The organism is Streptomyces sp. NPDC014733 (genome assembly GCF_043083385.1).
In the GTDB taxonomy this organism is placed as follows: domain Bacteria; phylum Actinomycetota; class Actinomycetes; order Streptomycetales; family Streptomycetaceae; genus Streptomyces.
In genome coordinates, this window is record NZ_JBIBYO010000001.1 from 470,655 (window position 1) to 486,604 (window position 15,950).

Below are 15,950 nucleotides of genomic sequence, written 5' to 3' on the forward strand. Positions count from 1 at the left end.
GCCGGTACATGCGTACGGCGGCCGGTTCCCGGGGGCTGCGGCGTTCAGCCCTCCGTGGCCGCCTTGGCCTCCGCGCGCAGGTCGCGGCGGAGCTCCTTGGGCAGCGAGAAGGCGATGGACTCCTCCGCCGCGGTGATCGTCTCGACGTCGTCGTAGCCGCGCTCGGCGAGCCAGTCGAGGACGCCGTGGACGAGGACGTCGGGGACGGAGGCGCCGGAGGTGACGCCGACGGTGGTGACGCCGTCGAGCCAGCTCTCGTCGATCTCGTCGGCGTAGTCGACCAGATGGGCGTCCTTGGCGCCGGCGCCGAGGGCGACCTCGACGAGGCGGACGGAGTTCGAGGAGTTCTTGGAGCCGACGACGATGACGAGGTCGGCGTCGGCGCCCATCTGCTTGACCGCGATCTGGCGGTTCTGGGTGGCGTAGCAGATGTCGTCGCTGGGCGGCGAGAGGAGGTTGGGGTAGCGGCCCTTGAGGGCGCCGACCGTCTCCATGGTCTCGTCGACGGAGAGGGTGGTCTGGGAGAGCCAGACGACCTTGTCCGGGTCGCGGACCTCGACGTTCTTGACGTCCTCGGGGCCGTCGACCAGCGTGATGTGGTCGGGCGCCTCGCCGCTGGTGCCGATGACCTCTTCGTGGCCCTCGTGGCCGATGAGGAGGATGTCGTAGTCCTCCTTGGCGTACCGGACCGCTTCCTTGTGGACCTTGGTGACCAGCGGGCAGGTCGCGTCGATGGTGGCGAGCTTGCCGCGGCGCGCCTCCTCGTGGACGGCCGGGGCGACGCCGTGGGCGGAGAAGATGACGATGTTGCCCTCGGGGACCTCCGCCGTCTCGTCGACGAAGATGGCGCCCTTCTTCTCCAGGGTCTTCACGACGTACTTGTTGTGCACGATCTCGTGGCGTACGTACACGGGAGCGCCGTACTGCTCCAGGGCTTTCTCGACGGCGATCACCGCGCGGTCCACCCCTGCGCAGTAGCCGCGGGGGGCGGCGAGCAGGACCCGCCGGCGCTCGCGCGGGGCGTCCGCGCTCGGGGTGCTTGCGGGCTGCGGGGTGTCACCGTGACGCGGGGCGTCTCCGCTCGCGGCGGTGGCGGGTGACGGGCCGGGCGTAGCAGTCATGCGTCCCATCGTACGGGCGTAGCGCACCGCACAGAGATCGCTCCGGTGGCCCAGACTGAGGGCCGCGAGGGTACGTACCGGGCATCGCGCGCGGGCCGGACTTCGCGGACACGAGCGAGGAGGCGGTATGCCGGGGACGGACGACACGGCGAGCGGGACGGCCGGGGGGCCGGCGGGCGGCGGGGACGGGTCGGTGGCCGACGCGGCGCAGGGCGCCACCGGCACTCCGGGGCTGCGGCGGACGCTCACCTTCCGGGATCTGATCGTCTACGGACTGCTGTTCATCGCCCCGATGGCGCCGGTCGGGATCTTCGGCACGCTCCAGGCCAAGTCGGGCGGGGCGGTCACCCTCGTCTATCTCGTCGCGACGGTGGCGATGGCGTTCACGGCGTACTCGTACGCGCAGATGGTGCGGGTGGCGCCGCAGGCGGGGTCGGTCTACACGTACGCGCGGGTGGGGCTGGGCGAGGGCGCCGGGTTCGTCGCCGGGTGGATGGCGATGCTGGACTATCTGCTGATCCCGGCGGTGGCGTACCTCTTCTCGGGGATCGCGATGCATGCGCTCGTCCCGGAGGTGCACCAGTGGGTGTGGACGGCGCTGGCCGTGGTGGTGACGACGCTGCTGAACCTGTGGGGGGTGCGGACGGCGGCGGTCGTCGGGTTCGCGGTGCTGGCGATGGAGATCGCGGTGCTGGCGGTGTTCGTGGTCGCCGCGGTGGTGGAGCTGGTGGCGCACGGCGCGCAGCGCGGCTGGGCGGCGCCGCTGACCGGCGAGGGTGCCTTCTCCATGACGGCGGTGCTGGCCGCGGTGTCGGTGGCGGTGCTGTCGTATCTCGGCTTCGACGCCATCGCGGCGTTCGCGGAGGAGGCCCGGGGGGCGCGCGGACCGGCGGCGGGCGCCGGGCAGCGGGGCGCGGACCGGGTGGCGCGGGCGGTGCTCACCTGCCTGGTGGTGGCCGGTGTGCTGTTCGCGGTGCAGACGTATCTGGCGGCGTTGCTGGCCCCGATGCCGGCGGCGGAACTGGCGGCGAAGCCGGGTGAGCAGGGCGCGGCGTTCTACACGACGGTCGATGCGTCGGTGGGCGGCTGGCTGCACGATCTGGTGGCGGCGAGCAAGGCGCTGGGCGCGGCGTTCGCGGCGCTGGCCGGGCAGGCGGCGGCCGGGCGGCTGCTCTTCGCGATGGCCCGGGACCGGCGGCTGCCGGGGGCGATGGCCAAGGTGGACGTGGGCAGCGGGGTGCCGCGCCGGGCGCTGCTGGGCGCGGCGGCGGTGACGCTGGTCGCCGCGGTGTGGGCGGCGCGGCGGGACGACGGGCTCGACCATCTGTCGTCGATCGTGAACGTGGGCGCGCTGACCGCGTTCGCGCTGCTGCACGCGTCGGTGATCGGCTGGTTCCGGGTCCGGCGGCGCGCCGAGGTCCCGAGCGTGCTGCGGCACGTGGTGGTGCCGGTGGTGGGCCTGGCCGTGGTGGTCGCGGTGATCGTCGAGGCGTCCCGGACGGCCCAGTTGGTGGGCGCGGTGTGGCTGGCGGCGGGGCTGGGGGTGCTGGCGTTCCAGTTCTGGCGGGGACGGCGGGAGGGGGCGGCGGGACGGTAGGCGGGGGCCGCCTTCCGGGGCGGTTGGGGCGGGGCTTCGTTGCCGGGGTGCGGGCTTCGCCGCCGGGCGCGGGGCCGGGCCTCGCGCCCCACGCAGGGGCCTCGGCGCCGGGCCCGCCGTCGTCCGAGGCCCCGCCGTTGTCACCGGTCGCCGATACTCTCGCCGGTATGGCTCTCTCCACGTCTCCCGAAGCGCCGATCCCGGTCGGTCAGGTGTCGCGGCTGATCGGCGGGTGGATCGACCGGCTCGGTGCCGTCTGGGTCGAGGGGCAGATCACCCAGCTGTCGCGGCGGCCGGGCGCCGGCGTGGTCTTCCTGACGCTGCGCGACCCGTCGCACGACATCTCGCTGAGCGTGACGTGCTACCGCCGGGTCTTCGACCAGGTGGCGGACGTGGTCAGCGAGGGCGCCCGGGTGGTGGTGCACGCCAAGCCGGAGTGGTACGCCCCGCGCGGCCAGCTGTCGCTGCGGGCCGCGGAGATCAAGCCGGTCGGGGTGGGCGAGTTGCTGGCGCGCCTGGAGCAGCTGAAGAAGTCGCTGGCGGCAGAGGGCCTGTTCGCCCTGGACCGCAAGAGGCCGCTGCCGTTCCTGCCGCAGCTGATCGGTCTGGTCTGCGGCCGGGCCAGCGCCGCCGAGCGGGATGTGCTGGAGAACGCCCGGCACCGCTGGCCGGCCGTCCGCTTCGCGGTGCGGAACGTCCCCGTCCAGGGTGCGCGCGCGGTGCCCGAGGTCATCGAGGCGGTGCGGGAGCTGGACGCGCTGCCCGAGGTGGACGTCATCATCGTGGCGCGCGGCGGCGGCAGCGTGGAGGACCTGCTGCCGTTCTCCGACGAGCGGCTGGTGCGCACGGTCGGCGAGGCCCGCACCCCGGTCGTCTCCGCGATCGGCCACGAACCGGACACCCCGCTGCTCGACCTCGTCGCCGACCTGCGGGCCTCCACCCCGACCGACGCGGCGAAGAAGGTCGTCCCGGACGTCGGCGAGGAGCTGACGCGGGTGCGGCAGCTGCGCGAGCGGGCGCTGCGCGCGGTCGGCGGTTTCCTGGAGCGGGAGGAGCGGGGGCTCGCGGCGGCGCTGAGCCGCCCGTCGATACGCCATCCGCAGCGGATGGTGGCGGAGCGCGCCGAGCAGGTCGACGCGCTGCTCGGCCGGGGCCGCCGGACCCTCGGCCATCTGCTGGACCGCGCCGACTCGGAGCTTTCGCACACCCGCGCCCGGGTCGTCGCGCTCTCCCCGAAGGCGACGCTGGAGCGCGGTTACGCCGTCCTGCAGCGGGGCGACGGCACGGCGGTGCGCTCCCCCGCCGAGGTGACGGACGGCGAGGAGCTGCGGGCGCGGGTGTCCGAGGGCGCCTTCGCGGTACGGGTCACCGAGGACACCGGCGACGGCAACAGCGCTGTCACACCCAGCGCATAGTCTGGACGGCATGGCGAAGGCGAAGGCGGAGACGGACGAGATGGCGGACGCGGAGTGCGGTGCGGCCGGTGAGCAGGCCGCCGAGCCCGTGGCGCCCGTGGATTCCACCCTCGGCTACGAGCAGGCGCGGGACGAGCTGATCGAGGTCGTCCGCTCCCTGGAGGCCGGCGGTACGACGCTGGAGGAGTCGCTGGCCCTCTGGGAGCGCGGCGAGGAGCTGGCCAAGGTCTGCCGCCGCTGGCTGGACGGTGCCCGCGCCCGCCTGGACGCGGCCCTCGCGGAGTCCGACGCGGCCGACGGGGACGGCGACCGGGGCTGAGCCGCGGGACGGCCGGGGCCGCCCTCTTCGGCCCACCGGCCCGCACCCGGCGACGGGCCCGCACCCGGCCACCGGCCCGCGGCGCCGCCCGCCGCACGGCACCTCGTACACCACACCGTGAGCCCTCTCACACCCCCGGGATTTTAGTTGAAGATTAATCTAATTCCGCTACAGTGGAGCACCTAGACACACCGGATCGGCAGCGCCGACCCTCCCCCATCTGACTCACCGAGGTGCTTCCATGTCTCTCGCCCTTGACGCCGCCGCTCAGGACCTCCTCTTCCGCGAGGCCCAGACCGCCAACACGTTCACGGACGAGCCGGTGACGGACGAGCAGGTCCAGGCCATCTACGACCTGGTGAAGTTCGCCCCGACCGCCTTCAACCAGTCGCCGCTGCGCCTCACGCTGGTCCGCTCCGAGGACGCCCGTAAGCGCCTGGTCGCCCACGCCATGGGCGCCAACGGCCCGAAGACGCTGGCCGCGCCGCTGACCGCGATCCTCTCCGTGGACCTCGACTTCCACGAGAAGCTGCCGCAGCTCTTCCCGCACGCCCCGGGCGTCAAGGACGCCTTCTTCTCCGAGGCGGCCGTCCGCGAGGTCGCCGGCACCCAGAACGCCACGCTGCAGGCCGGTTACTTCATCCTCGGCATCCGCGCCGCCGGTCTGGCCGCCGGCCCGATGACCGGCTTCGACTTCGCCGCCGTCGACAAGGAGTTCTTCGGCGACGGCAAGCAGAAGTCCTTCCTCGTCATCAACTTCGGCAAGCCGGGCCCGGACGCCTTCTTCCCCCGCTCGCCGCGCCTGGAGTACACCGAAGCCGTCACCACGATCTGAGCCCGGACGGCCGCCGCACCCGGCGGCCCCCGGCACGCGAGAGGCCGCCGCTCCCCTCAGGGTGCGGCGGCCTTCGCCGTCTCTCCGGGCGCGGGCCCGGTCAGCCCTTCTTCGCCACCAGGGCGGCGGCCAGCTCGGCGAGCCGGCCGTACGGCGCGGTGCCGGTGACGACCGTGGTCACACCGGTCTCCTTGCGCACCAGCGCGTTGTACTTCTCGCCCTTGTAGCGTTCCCACTTCTTGCTGCCGACGGCCTGCTCGCCCTTGGCCCGCTCGGCGCCGAGCGTGACGTCCTTGATGAACTGCTCCGCCGGCGCGTCGCTCTGCTCCACCGCGGCGTACTGCTGCTCCGGGTCGAGCATCCCGAGATGCCAGGCGCCGCCCTTGCCGTCGTCGCTCGCGCGGTACGACACGGAGGTGGCGCGCCAGGTCTTCGGCAGCCCCTCCGGCGCGGCGACCGGGTACGGCGCCGCCCGGCGGGCCGTGATGACCTCGACGCGGGTGTCGACGGTCTTGACCGCGTTCTGCTCCGCGGCGCCGCTGTCGTCGTGCGGGATGAAGTAGTAGATCGCCGCGACGAGCACGCCGATCACCGCCAGCGACAGGACCATGTCCCGTACCGTTTGTCTGCCTCGCATTCCAGCCACGTCCCTATGGTCCCCCATGACCCGGACGATCAGGACACGGCCCCCGGGACGCCGTGGCGCGCCCGGGATGCGGCCTGTCACCGCCGGTCGCCGCTCCGCTCATGCGAAGGGCCGCCTGCTCACTTTCGCAGCATGACGATAAAATCGGCAGCACCCTCAGACCTGCGGCAGTAGCCGTACAGAAAGGTGCGCTCGTGTCCGAGCATCAGCTCCCGTCCCCCCTGGAAGTCAGCCCCGAGGCCCCCGACCGCAACCTCGCCCTGGAGTTGGTCCGGGTCACCGAGGCCGGCGCCATGGCGTCGGGCCGGTGGGTCGGGCGTGGTGACAAGAACGGCGCCGACGGTGCGGCGGTCAAGGCGATGCGCGCCCTGATCCACACCGTGTCGATGGACGGCGTGGTCGTCATCGGCGAGGGCGAGAAGGACAACGCCCCGATGCTCTACAACGGCGAGCGCGTCGGCGACGGCACCGGCCCCGAGTGCGACGTGGCCGTCGACCCGGTCGACGGCACCACGCTCACCGCCAAGGGCATGGCCAACGCCGTCTCCGTGATGGCCGTGGCCGAGCGCGGCTCCATGTTCGACCCGTCCGCGGTCTTCTACATGGACAAGCTCGCCACCGGCCCCGAGGCCGCCGACTTCGTCGACATCAACGCGCCGGTCGCGGTGAACATCAAGCGCATCGCCAAGGCCAAGCGCTCCACCGTCGAGGACGTCACCGTCGTCATCCTGGACCGGCCGCGCCACGAGGGCCTGGTCAAGGAGGTCCGGGAGGCCGGCGCCCGCATCAAGTTCATCGCGGACGGCGACGTGGCCGGCGCGATCATGGCTGCCCGCGAGGGCACCGGCGTCGACCTGCTGCTCGGCATCGGCGGCACCCCCGAGGGCATCATCGCGGCCTGTGCGCTGAAGTGCATGGGCGGCGCCTTCCAGGGCAAGCTGTGGCCGAAGGACGACGGGGAGCGGCAGCGCGCCCTCGACGCCGGGCACGACCTGGACAAGGTCCTGGCCATCGACGACCTCGTCAAGGGCGACAACGTCTTCTTCGTGGCCACCGGCATCACCGACGGCGAGCTGCTGCGCGGCGTCCGCTACCGCGCGGACACCGCCTACACGCAGTCCCTGGTGATGCGCTCGAAGTCCGGCACGATCCGCCAGATCGACTCGCAGCACCGGCTGTCGAAGCTGCGCGCGTACAGCACCGTGGACTTCGAGCGCCCCAGCTGATCAACGCGACGGGCGCCACCTCGTGTGCGTCCCGGCGGGAGCCGTACGGCTGCTCCGGGACGCACGCGCCGCGGCGCCCGGGCCCGGGCTCAGCCCGCCGCCGGCATCCGGGTCTGCCGCGGGATGTCGGCCTCCCGGCGGCGGCGCCGGGTGAGGACGACGCGGCGCTCGGCGGCGGTCAGACCACCCCAGACGCCGTACGGCTCGGGCTGGAGCAGGGCGTGCTCGCGGCATTCGAGCATCACGGGACAGCGGGCACAGACCCGCTTCGCCGCCTCCTCGCGCGCCAGCCGGGCGGCGGTGGGCTCCTTGGACGGGGCGAAGAAGAGTCCGGCCTCGTCCCGGCGGCAGGCGGCCTCGGCATGCCAGGGACCTGCCTCGTCGCGTGAGGGAACTCGCTGGGACGGGACGGCAGCGGCGGCCTGCAGGGGCTGTTGCGGTAGCAGCACGGTCTACTCCTGACGAAGGCTTCGGCGAAGTGGGCGGCACCCTGGTCCGTCCCTCTGCGCACGGCACTTCGCAGCCCGCCGCCGTACGAGAGACGATGCCCCCAGCCCTACCCGCTGTACCCACGCTTATGCACACCGTGGTGATCGGGAAGGGGGCCGGAGCACCGCCGTACGCCGCGCCGGGAACCGCCGCGGGCGGGCAGCCCGGACCGTCCGGCGGACGCCGCCGACCGGGGCCGGCGCCGCGCCGTACCGGGCCCTCCGGGCCTCGCCCGGTCCCTCGTCAGTCGCCGTCCTTGCGGAAGCGGTCGTGGCGGTCGTACCGCTCCGCGCGCCGGGCGGCGTGGCGGTCGCGGCGGTCCTCACGGAGCTGGTTGCGCAGCTGGTGGGGGTCGTCGAGCAGCTTGCCTATGAGGTTGCGGACCCAGGCGCCGCGCTTGGGCCTGGCCTCCACGCTGCCCAGCACGGCGTAGCCGTTGACCTGGACGACCGGGGCGTCCGGCTCGACCGCGTCGTTGGTCACCACCTCGAAGGAGCCCAGCACCCCGGAGCCGCTGCTGCGCAGGGTGAGGTTCTCCGGGACGCGGATCTCGACACTGCCGAAGATCGCGGTGACGTTGATCTGCACGTGCTGCTGCGGGAAGAGCGCCTCGGTCAGGTCGATCTCCACGCTGCCGAAGATCGCCACGGCGTTGATCCGCCCCGGCACCCGCCAGCGGCCCTTACGGGTCGAGGCGCTGAAGACCGCGACCAGGCTCTGGTCCGGCACCGGCGCGGCATGCGCCTCGGCGGCGGCCCGCGAGGGCGCCGCGCGGTCCGGTGCGGGCAGATCGCGCACCACCGGCTCCAGCTCGCCCAGGGTCTTGGCGCGGTAGACCGCGTCGATCCGCTCGGCGTGCTCCTCGGCGTCCAGCCGCCCCTCGGCCAGCGCCTCGCGCAGGATCTCGGCGATCCGGTCGCGGTCCGCGTCCGACGCCCGGAGGTCCGCCTCGGCGACGGGCTTGGTCATGTCGACCGGCCGCCGTTCCTGCGGGGCGGGCTGCCGACCGCTGTCGCGCGGTCCGGCGGGGGTCGCGGGGTCGGTCCCCCGGTTCTCAGCATCCACGTGGCCCAACATACCCAAACGCGATACATCGCGAACAGGGATTCGAGGCATCAGGTCGCCCCGGCGGCAAACTTCCGGGGCACGTCAGGGTCGGCCTCAGGGACGTCTCGGGGTGGGCCTCCGGGGCGCGTCGGGGTCGGCCTCCGGAGCGCGCCGCCGCCTCCCGCACACCGTCCCGGTAACTGAGCCTTACCTCACAGCCATCGCGTCGCGCCAGGGTTCTACGCTGGTCGGTGCTGCCGCAGATGCCAGCGGAACCCCCTGTCGAGTGAGGATTGGCCTTCATGTCCCCCGTCTCCCGCCCCTCCGGCCCCGCATTCGCCTACACCGACCTGCTTCCCGTAGGCGCGGACACCACCCGGTACCGCCTGGTCACGTCGGAGGGCGTGAGCACCTTCGAGGCGGACGGCCGTACGTTCCTCAAGGTCGAGCCGGAGGCGCTGCGCAAGCTGGCGGCCGAGGCGATGCACGACATCGCCCACTACCTGCGCCCCACCCACCTCGCGCAGCTCCGCAAGATCCTCGACGACCCGGAGGCCAGCGCCAACGACCGGTTCGTCGCGCTGGACCTGCTGAAGAACGCCAACATCGCGGCGGCGGGCGTGCTCCCGATGTGCCAGGACACCGGCACCGCCATCGTCATGGGCAAGCGCGGCCAGCAGGTGCTCACCGAGGGCGGCGACGAAGAGGCCCTCTCGCGAGGCATCTTCGACGCGTACACCCAGCTCAACCTGCGGTACTCGCAGATGGCCCCGCTGACCATGTGGGACGAGAAGAACACCGGCTCCAACCTCCCGGCGCAGATCGAGCTGTACGCGACCGACGGTGACGCCTACAAGTTCCTCTTCATGGCCAAGGGCGGCGGCAGCGCCAACAAGTCGTTCCTCTTCCAGGAGACCAAGGCGGTCCTCAACGAGGGCTCCATGATGAAGTTCCTGGAGCAGAAGATCCGTTCGCTGGGCACGGCCGCCTGCCCGCCGTACCACCTGGCGATCGTCGTCGGCGGCACCTCCGCCGAGTACGCGCTGAAGACCGCCAAGTACGCGTCCGCGCACTACCTCGACGAGCTGCCCGCCGAGGGTTCGCCGACCGGCCACGGCTTCCGCGACAAGGAGCTGGAGGACAAGGTCTTCGAGCTGACGCAGAAGATCGGCATCGGCGCGCAGTTCGGCGGCAAGTACTTCTGCCACGACGTGCGGGTGGTGCGGCTGCCGCGGCACGGCGCGTCCTGCCCGGTCGCCATCGCGGTGTCCTGCTCCGCGGACCGGCAGGCGGTCGCGAAGATCACCGCCGAGGGCGTCTTCCTGGAGCAGCTGGAGACCGACCCGGCGCGCTTCCTCCCGGAGACCACCGAGGAGGAGCTGACCGAGGGCGCGGGCCCGGACCTCGACGCGGTGAAGGTCGACCTGAACCGCCCGATGGACGAGATGCTCGCCGAGCTGACCAAGCACCCGGTCAAGACGCGGCTGTCGCTCACCGGCACGCTGGTCGTCGCCCGCGACATCGCCCACGCGAAGATCAAGGAGCGGCTGGACGCCGGCGAGGAGATGCCGGAGTACCTGAAGAACCACCCGGTGTACTACGCCGGTCCGGCCAAGACGCCCGAGGGCTTCGCCTCCGGTTCGTTCGGCCCGACGACCGCGGGCCGGATGGACGCGTACGTCGAGCAGTTCCAGGCGGCCGGCGGCTCGAAGATCATGCTCGCCAAGGGCAACCGCTCCCAGCAGGTCACCGACGCCTGCGCGGCGCACGGCGGCTTCTACCTCGGCTCCATCGGCGGCCCGGCGGCCCGCCTCGCCCAGGACTGCATCAAGAAGGTCGAGGTCCTGGAGTACGAGGAGCTGGGCATGGAGGCGGTCTGGCGGATCGAGGTCGAGGACTTCCCCGCCTTCATCGTCGTCGACGACAAGGGCAACGACTTCTTCCAGGACCCGGCGCCCGCGCCGACGTTCACCAGCATCCCGGTGCGTCAGGGGGCGTAGCCACCCGGGGGCGTGCGCGGGCACCGCGTGCGCCCCGCGCCGCCCTGGGCGCGCCCTTCCGATCCGGCCGTCACCCCGCACGGGGTGGCGGCCGGACGCGTTCCGCCGGTCTTTCTCCCCGGCCTGACGGTATTTCCCCCGGCGTCCGATTCCGGGGAATTCCCCGCAGCCGCAAGGGAGTTGCCGGCGCCGACTCCGCTCGGTCGCGCAATAGCGCCGTGTTAGCCTCGGGTGGCTTTATCGGCCGGGAATGCCGGTCGCTGCGCGGTTCGTCGTACGGGAGTCATCGATGTACCGGTCCGATTCCAGGGATTTCACGGTCGGCGACGGTCAGCCGCGCCTGCCGAGAAATCGCACCGAACGCCGGATGCACCGGCTCGGCGCGGCCTTTCCGCCCGCTCCCTGAACCACCGCCACGAGGCCGAAGCCGCCCGTTCGGGCCCCTGCCCGGGCCGTACGGCGCGCGGAACGCAGCCCCCGGCGGTGAACATTTCCCGCGCCCGGCCCGCCTTTCCGTAAAGCCTCCGGCGGTAATGGCGGCACGGCGGACGCGGCACCGCGGACGCGGCACCGCGGCCGAAGTCCCTCACCTCTCCGGTATCCCTCTCCCCGACGCCGGTTTCCGGTCGGCGCTGCCGTCCGGACGGTCCGCGCGGGCCGCGTCCGGAGGGTTACGCGGCAGTAATTCCCACGACAGCCGGCAGTCGACAGTCCAGCGATCATGGTGATTCGAATGAGTGCGACAGGCATCGCCTTCGAGATTCCGTCGGTCTTCCGGGAAGTCGTTCCCGGGCTCTCCCCCGCGCAGGCGGAAGCCGAGGTGAGAGCGCACCTGGAAGCCGAGGGCGGGACCGTTCCGCCGCCCGGGCGGATCGCCCCGCTCGCCGCGGCGTACGAGAAGACCTCGGCGCTGCTCGCCACCACGGACATCCGCTACGCCGCCACCTGCTTCCGCCGGTTCCGCGGCGCCTGGTCGGTGGGGACGCTGACGCTCGGGCTCTCCCCGCTCACCTACCGGGACACCGCCGCCGCGCTCGCGGGCATCGGCACCGTCCTCGCCGAACGCGGCTCCGGTACGGACGCCCGCACCCTGGAACTGCCGTGCGGCACCGCGGCGTTCACCGTACGGCGGCCGGAGCCCGCGCGCGTGTCCACCGGTGGCGCGGGGCCGGACGCGGCCGGTTCGGCGGACTCATCCGCCGCGACGGCCCAGCTCCAGGTGTTCATCCCCGTCCCGCCGGAGGCCGTCCCCGGGGCGCAGTCGTTGGCCACGGTGGTGTTCAGCGCGCCGGGCGCCGACCCCTGGGCGGAGCACTGGGCGCTGGTGCTGCCGTTTCTGCGGAGCCTGCGGTTCGTGCCGGAGGGAGTGCGGGACCGGGCGCCGGCCGGGGCGGGGGCCGGCTGGGAAGATGCGGCATGACCATGCTGATCACCCTGATCGTCGCCCTCCTCGCGTTCGGCGGCGCCGTCGCCGTCGCGGTCTCCGGCTGGAGCGACTTCGTGGGCACCGCGTCCCAACGGCGCAGACGCCGGGAGGAGGTCCTCCGCTCCTTCGACGGGCGGCCGGAGGTCCGGGTGCGGACCACCGGGACGGGGATGACCGCCGAGGAGACGGCGTTGCTCGGCCACCGGCACGGCTACGCCGTCGTCCGCTGGGAGACCTGGCGGGGCGCGCCGCCGTACCTGGTCATGCGGCGCACCACGGGCCCCGCACCGGCGCCCGGCTTCGGCCCGCCGCCTCCGGTCGGCCCCCTGTCGAAGGCGCCCAACCCCGGTGCGCGCTCACGCCAGGTCTGGGCCCTGGTGATGCTGGGCCTGGCCGCCGGGTACGCGGCGATCAGCGGCTTCCGTTCGGGTCGTCCCGCCGTCCTCGAGGCCGTCGCCGCGGTCGTGTTCCTCGGGGGCGCGGTGGCGGTGCGGCTGTACTACGCCCGGTCGGACAGGCGGCGGGCCGCCACCCCGCCTCCGGGCGTCCCCGCGAGCCCGCAGGCGCCGCCGTACGGTCCGCCGGGACCGCAGGCGCCGTACGCGCCGCCCGGCGCACCACCCGGCGCGTAGCCGTCCGCGCACGCCGATGCCCCGCCCTCAACAGAGGCGCGGGGCATCGGCGTTGCCGGGATGGAACCGACGGTTCAGGACTGGGGCCTGCTGCCGTGGTTGGCACCGTTCTTGCGGCGTGCCTTCTTCTTGCGGCGTCGCTTCGAGGACATGCGCTTCTCCCTTCACCGAGGTGCTTTCGACGAGATTCCACCCTTGCACACCGGGGGCCCGCGACGCGATTTCGCCGTCGGCGCAGGTCCCGGGGCGCCTGCCGGGTCCGCCGGCGCGCCCCGGGGAGCGTCGGAACGCTGACCGTATGGCCCCTTCCGTCCCCGGAGCGGGCCTCCCTACGCTGCGGGGGTCCGTAACGTCATGAGGTGCGGGGGCGGCCGTGGCACAGCTGGGACACGCGGGACGGCAGAGGACGGGCGGGGGCGGTCCGGGGCTGCGGCGGGACGCCGTGGGGCTGCGGGAGGTGCTGTTCCAGAGCGTGACGTCGATGGCTCCGGCCGCCGCCGTCGCGGTGTCGATCCCGGCGGGGGCGGCGTACGCGGGCGGCGCGCTGCCCCTGTCGGTGCTGATCGCTCTGGTCGCCTGCCTGTTCACCGCCTCGTCCGTCGCGGAGCTGGCGCGGCAGCTGCCGTCGGCCGGTTCGGTGGCGACGTACAGCGCCCAGGGGTTGCACCCCGCCCTCGGCTTCCTGGTGGCGTGGACGTATCTGCTGGTCGAGGCGCTCGTACCGGGGTTGCTGCTGCTCCAGTTGGGGTTCACGGTCGCGGACACGCTGCATCAGGAGTGGCCCGGATATCCGGCGGACCTGTGGTGGCCGTGGGCGGTCGCCGGGGCGGTGCTCATCGTGGCGACGGGGTTCTACGGGATAAGGGCGTCGGCGCGGTTCGGCACCGTGCTCGGCGTGTTCGAGGTGCTGGTCTTCGTGGTGCTCGCGGTGCTGCTGATCGCGGCCGCCGGGCGGCACAACACCCTGACGGTGTTCACCACCTCGCACACCCCGCCAGACCATCCGGGGCTCTCCGGGGTCATCGCGGGGTCGGTCTACACGGTGCTGGCGTTCGCCGGGTTCGAGGCGGCGGCCCCGCTGGCCGAGGAGACCCGCGATCCGCGCCGTACGCTGCGCCGCGCGGTCCTCGGGGCGGCGCTCTCCGTCGGGCTGCTGTTCGTCCTGACGACGTATGCGATCACGGTGTACGTGGGGCCGGACGCGTTCGCCTCCTTCGGGCCGTCCGGAGCGGCGTCCTGGGACGGGGTGGCCCGCGCCTCGTACGGGATCTTCTGGGTGCTGATCTTCCTGGCGGTGGTCAACTCCACGGTCGCCAACGCCAATGCGGCCACCAACGCCTCGACCCGGACCGCCTTCGCGCTGGGCCGGGACGGGCTCTTCCCGCGGGCCTTCGCGCGGCTGCACCCGGTGCACCGCTCGCCCGTGGTGGGGCTGGCGGCGCAGTTCGCCATCGCGCTGGGCACGGCGCTGCTCCTGGGGGCGGCGTACGGCCCACGGACCGCGTTCCTGCTGCTGGCGACGGTGGTGGTGGTCGCGATCATCGCGGTCTACCTGCTGACCAACGCCGCCTGCGCGGGGTACTTCCTGCGCCGTCACCGCGCCGCGTTCCGCCCGGTGCGCCATCTGCTGCTCCCGCTGCTGGGCATCGCCGCGTTCACCCCGGCGCTGCTCACCGCCGCCGGGATCCCGGCTTTCCCGTTCGTCGAGAAGCTGACCTCACCGGTCTCGTACGCGGGGGCGGTGGTGGCCGGTTGGACGGCCGTCGGGCTCGTCGTGGTCGCGGGGGTGCGGCGCCGGCGGCCGGACGCGCTGGCGGCGGCCGGGCTGGTCGGGATCGAGGCGGCGGAGGGGACGGGTGAGGGGGCGGCGGGCGCGTCCGGACCGACCGCACGCCCCGGCGCACCCGGCACCCCCGCACGCCCCGGCGTACCCCGCTCCTCCGCACGCCCCGGCGCGTCCGGGCCCGCCACGCGCCCGGACGCGGCCCGGCCCGCCGTCCCGTCCGATCCGTCCCACGACGAGGAGTCCTGATGACCGACACCGCCGACACCCCGCGAGTGCTCACCGTCCGGCCCACCGCGCAGGAGTACGCCTGGACGTTCGGCGGTGTGCCGCCCGTCGCGCGGATCGCGCCCGGCACCGTCCTGGACGTGTTCACCGAGGACTGCTTCGGCGGCCGGGTGCGCACCGCCGACGACCTGGTCTCGCGGGTCTGCGAGTTCCCCTACGTCAACCCGCAGACCGGGCCGTTCCACGTCGAGGGCGCCGAGCCAGGGGACACCCTGGCGGTGCACTTCGTCTCCGTCGAACCGCGGCGGGACTGGGCGGCGTCGACGACCGTGCCGCTCTTCGGGGCGCTGACCGCGACGCACGCCACCGCCGCGCTGCATCCGCCGCTCCCGGAGGCGGTCTGGATCTGGGAGCTCGACCGGGAGCGGCGGCTGTGCCGCTTCACCGCCCGGGACAGCGACCACACGCTGACGCTCCCCATGGAGCCGATGCACGGCACGGTCGGGGTGGCCCCGGCCAATCTGGAGGCGCGGTCCGCGCTCGTCCCGGACGCGCACGGCGGCAACATGGACACCCCGGAGATGCGCGCCGGCGTCACCTGCTACCTCGGGGTGAACGTCGAGGGGGCGCTGTTCAGCCTGGGGGACGGGCATGCGCGCCAGGGCGAGGGCGAGACCTGCGGCGTCGCCGTGGAGACGGCGATGCACACGGTGGTGATCGTGGAGCTGCTGAAGGGCGTCGCGACGCCCTGGCCGCGGATCGAGTCCGACACCCATCTGATCTCGACCGGTTCGGCGCGCCCCTTGGAGGACGCCTTCCGCATCTCGCAGCTGGACCTGGTGCAGTGGCTGGCCCGGGACTTCGGGCTGAGCGAGCTGGACGCTTACCAGTTCGTGACGCAGGCGGTGGAGTCGCCGCTGGCCAACGTCTGCGACAGCAACTACACCTGCGTCGCCAAGCTCCGCAAGGAGTGGCTGCCCCCGGCCGAGGTGCACGGCGGGCTCCACGCCGAACTCCGCAGGCGGGCCGCGGCGCTGCGCTGACCACCGGGGCCACCGGTGCCGCCGGGTGCCACCGGGCGGCGCGGGCGTGCGCGGCCGGCGCGCGGAGGCGTCCCGCGCGCCGGATGGCGGCGCGTCCCGGCCGCCCGCGGGACACGGCCCCGCCCCGCACGGCTCCCGGGGCC

At 73.4% G+C, this 15,950-nt stretch carries 15 protein-coding genes; 10 read left to right on the forward strand and 5 right to left on the reverse strand.

Annotated features, from left to right (window positions below):
- Window positions 1–44: 44 nt before the first annotated feature.
- Window positions 45–1,130, reverse strand: a complete 1,086-nt coding sequence (locus ACF1BH_RS02080; RefSeq protein WP_391640454.1) for a 4-hydroxy-3-methylbut-2-enyl diphosphate reductase — start codon at window positions 1,128–1,130, stop codon at window positions 45–47.
- Window positions 1,131–1,248: 118 nt separating this feature from the next.
- Between ACF1BH_RS02080 and ACF1BH_RS02085 the strand changes: the two genes are divergently transcribed.
- The 4 genes from ACF1BH_RS02085 (at window position 1,249) to ACF1BH_RS02100 (ending at window position 5,287) form a co-directional block, all read left to right on the forward strand.
- Window positions 1,249–2,718: an APC family permease gene (locus tag ACF1BH_RS02085; RefSeq protein ID WP_391640455.1), complete on the forward strand. Its 1,470-nt coding sequence runs from the start codon at window positions 1,249–1,251 to the stop codon at window positions 2,716–2,718.
- 167 nt (window positions 2,719–2,885) lie between these two features.
- Window positions 2,886–4,133: an exodeoxyribonuclease VII large subunit gene (gene xseA, locus ACF1BH_RS02090; RefSeq protein WP_391640456.1), complete on the forward strand. Its 1,248-nt coding sequence runs from the start codon at window positions 2,886–2,888 to the stop codon at window positions 4,131–4,133.
- A 10-nt stretch (window positions 4,134–4,143) separates the two neighbouring features.
- Window positions 4,144–4,452: an exodeoxyribonuclease VII small subunit gene (locus ACF1BH_RS02095; RefSeq protein WP_391640457.1), complete on the forward strand. Its 309-nt coding sequence runs from the start codon at window positions 4,144–4,146 to the stop codon at window positions 4,450–4,452.
- A gap of 241 nt (window positions 4,453–4,693) precedes the next feature.
- Complete coding sequence (locus ACF1BH_RS02100) at window positions 4,694–5,287, forward strand: malonic semialdehyde reductase (protein ID WP_391640458.1); 594 nt, start codon at window positions 4,694–4,696, stop codon at window positions 5,285–5,287.
- 100 nt (window positions 5,288–5,387) lie between these two features.
- Here the strand turns inward: ACF1BH_RS02100 and ACF1BH_RS02105 are convergent, their stop codons facing one another.
- Window positions 5,388–5,924, reverse strand: a complete 537-nt coding sequence (locus ACF1BH_RS02105; RefSeq protein WP_391640986.1) for a DUF4245 domain-containing protein — start codon at window positions 5,922–5,924, stop codon at window positions 5,388–5,390.
- Window positions 5,925–6,127: 203 nt separating this feature from the next.
- On the opposite strand from ACF1BH_RS02105, the gene glpX reads away from it, so the two are divergent.
- Window positions 6,128–7,159 (forward strand): class II fructose-bisphosphatase, encoded by a 1,032-nt coding sequence (gene glpX, locus ACF1BH_RS02110; protein ID WP_391640459.1) that lies wholly within the window; start codon window positions 6,128–6,130, stop codon window positions 7,157–7,159.
- Window positions 7,160–7,248: 89 nt separating this feature from the next.
- Here glpX and ACF1BH_RS02115 read toward each other — a convergent pair whose 3' ends face one another.
- Window positions 7,249–7,608, reverse strand: coding sequence for a WhiB family transcriptional regulator (locus ACF1BH_RS02115; protein WP_030288011.1), 360 nt, complete (start codon window positions 7,606–7,608; stop codon window positions 7,249–7,251).
- Between the two features lie 283 nt (window positions 7,609–7,891).
- A complete protein-coding gene (locus ACF1BH_RS02120; protein WP_391640460.1) occupies window positions 7,892–8,713 on the reverse strand; it encodes a DUF1707 domain-containing protein in 822 nt (273 codons plus the stop codon).
- 284 nt (window positions 8,714–8,997) lie between these two features.
- Here ACF1BH_RS02120 and ACF1BH_RS02125 point away from each other — a divergent pair, with 284 nt between their 5' ends.
- The 3 genes from ACF1BH_RS02125 (at window position 8,998) to ACF1BH_RS02135 (ending at window position 12,753) form a co-directional block, all read left to right on the forward strand.
- Window positions 8,998–10,695 carry a fumarate hydratase gene (locus tag ACF1BH_RS02125; RefSeq protein WP_391640461.1) on the forward strand — a complete coding sequence of 566 codons (1,698 nt, stop codon included), beginning with the start codon at window positions 8,998–9,000 and terminating at the stop codon, window positions 10,693–10,695.
- A gap of 733 nt (window positions 10,696–11,428) precedes the next feature.
- A complete protein-coding gene (locus ACF1BH_RS02130) occupies window positions 11,429–12,115 on the forward strand; it encodes a hypothetical protein (protein WP_391640462.1) in 687 nt (228 codons plus the stop codon).
- Complete coding sequence (locus tag ACF1BH_RS02135; RefSeq protein WP_391640463.1) at window positions 12,112–12,753, forward strand: hypothetical protein; 642 nt, start codon at window positions 12,112–12,114, stop codon at window positions 12,751–12,753. The genes ACF1BH_RS02130 and ACF1BH_RS02135 overlap by 4 nt, the downstream gene beginning before the upstream one ends.
- Window positions 12,754–12,827: 74 nt before the next feature.
- On the opposite strand, the gene ACF1BH_RS02140 is transcribed toward ACF1BH_RS02135, so the two are convergent.
- Window positions 12,828–12,905 (reverse strand): 50S ribosomal protein bL37, encoded by a 78-nt coding sequence (locus tag ACF1BH_RS02140; protein ID WP_370443954.1) that lies wholly within the window; start codon window positions 12,903–12,905, stop codon window positions 12,828–12,830.
- A gap of 221 nt (window positions 12,906–13,126) precedes the next feature.
- Between ACF1BH_RS02140 and ACF1BH_RS02145 the strand changes: the two genes are divergently transcribed.
- The gene (locus ACF1BH_RS02145) at window positions 13,127–14,785 is read left to right on the forward strand and encodes an APC family permease (protein ID WP_391640464.1); all 1,659 of its coding nucleotides are present in this window, start codon (window positions 13,127–13,129) and stop codon (window positions 14,783–14,785) included.
- Entirely contained in the window at window positions 14,785–15,807 is a 1,023-nt protein-coding gene (locus ACF1BH_RS02150) for an acetamidase/formamidase family protein (protein WP_391640465.1), read from the forward strand. Before ACF1BH_RS02145 ends, ACF1BH_RS02150 begins: the two co-directional genes overlap by 1 nt.
- The last annotated feature ends 143 nt before the right edge of the window (window positions 15,808–15,950 follow it).

Excerpts from the sequence above, each read along its gene's own strand:
- ACF1BH_RS02080 (WP_391640454.1), bottom strand. The coding sequence starts at position 1,130 with ATGGGACGCATGACTGCTACGCCCGGCCCGTCACCCGCCACCGCCGCG.
- ACF1BH_RS02085 (WP_391640455.1), top strand. The coding sequence starts at position 1,249 with ATGCCGGGGACGGACGACACGGCGAGCGGGACGGCCGGGGGGCCGGCG.
- xseA (WP_391640456.1), top strand. The coding sequence starts at position 2,886 with ATGGCTCTCTCCACGTCTCCCGAAGCGCCGATCCCGGTCGGTCAGGTG.
- ACF1BH_RS02095 (WP_391640457.1), top strand. The coding sequence starts at position 4,144 with ATGGCGAAGGCGAAGGCGGAGACGGACGAGATGGCGGACGCGGAGTGC.
- ACF1BH_RS02100 (WP_391640458.1), top strand. The coding sequence starts at position 4,694 with ATGTCTCTCGCCCTTGACGCCGCCGCTCAGGACCTCCTCTTCCGCGAG.
- ACF1BH_RS02105 (WP_391640986.1), bottom strand. The coding sequence starts at position 5,924 with ATGCGAGGCAGACAAACGGTACGGGACATGGTCCTGTCGCTGGCGGTG.
- ACF1BH_RS02125 (WP_391640461.1), top strand. The coding sequence starts at position 8,998 with ATGTCCCCCGTCTCCCGCCCCTCCGGCCCCGCATTCGCCTACACCGAC.
- ACF1BH_RS02130 (WP_391640462.1), top strand. The coding sequence starts at position 11,429 with ATGAGTGCGACAGGCATCGCCTTCGAGATTCCGTCGGTCTTCCGGGAA.
- ACF1BH_RS02135 (WP_391640463.1), top strand. The coding sequence starts at position 12,112 with ATGACCATGCTGATCACCCTGATCGTCGCCCTCCTCGCGTTCGGCGGC.
- ACF1BH_RS02140 (WP_370443954.1), bottom strand. The coding sequence starts at position 12,905 with ATGTCCTCGAAGCGACGCCGCAAGAAGAAGGCACGCCGCAAGAACGGT.
- ACF1BH_RS02150 (WP_391640465.1), top strand. The coding sequence starts at position 14,785 with ATGACCGACACCGCCGACACCCCGCGAGTGCTCACCGTCCGGCCCACC.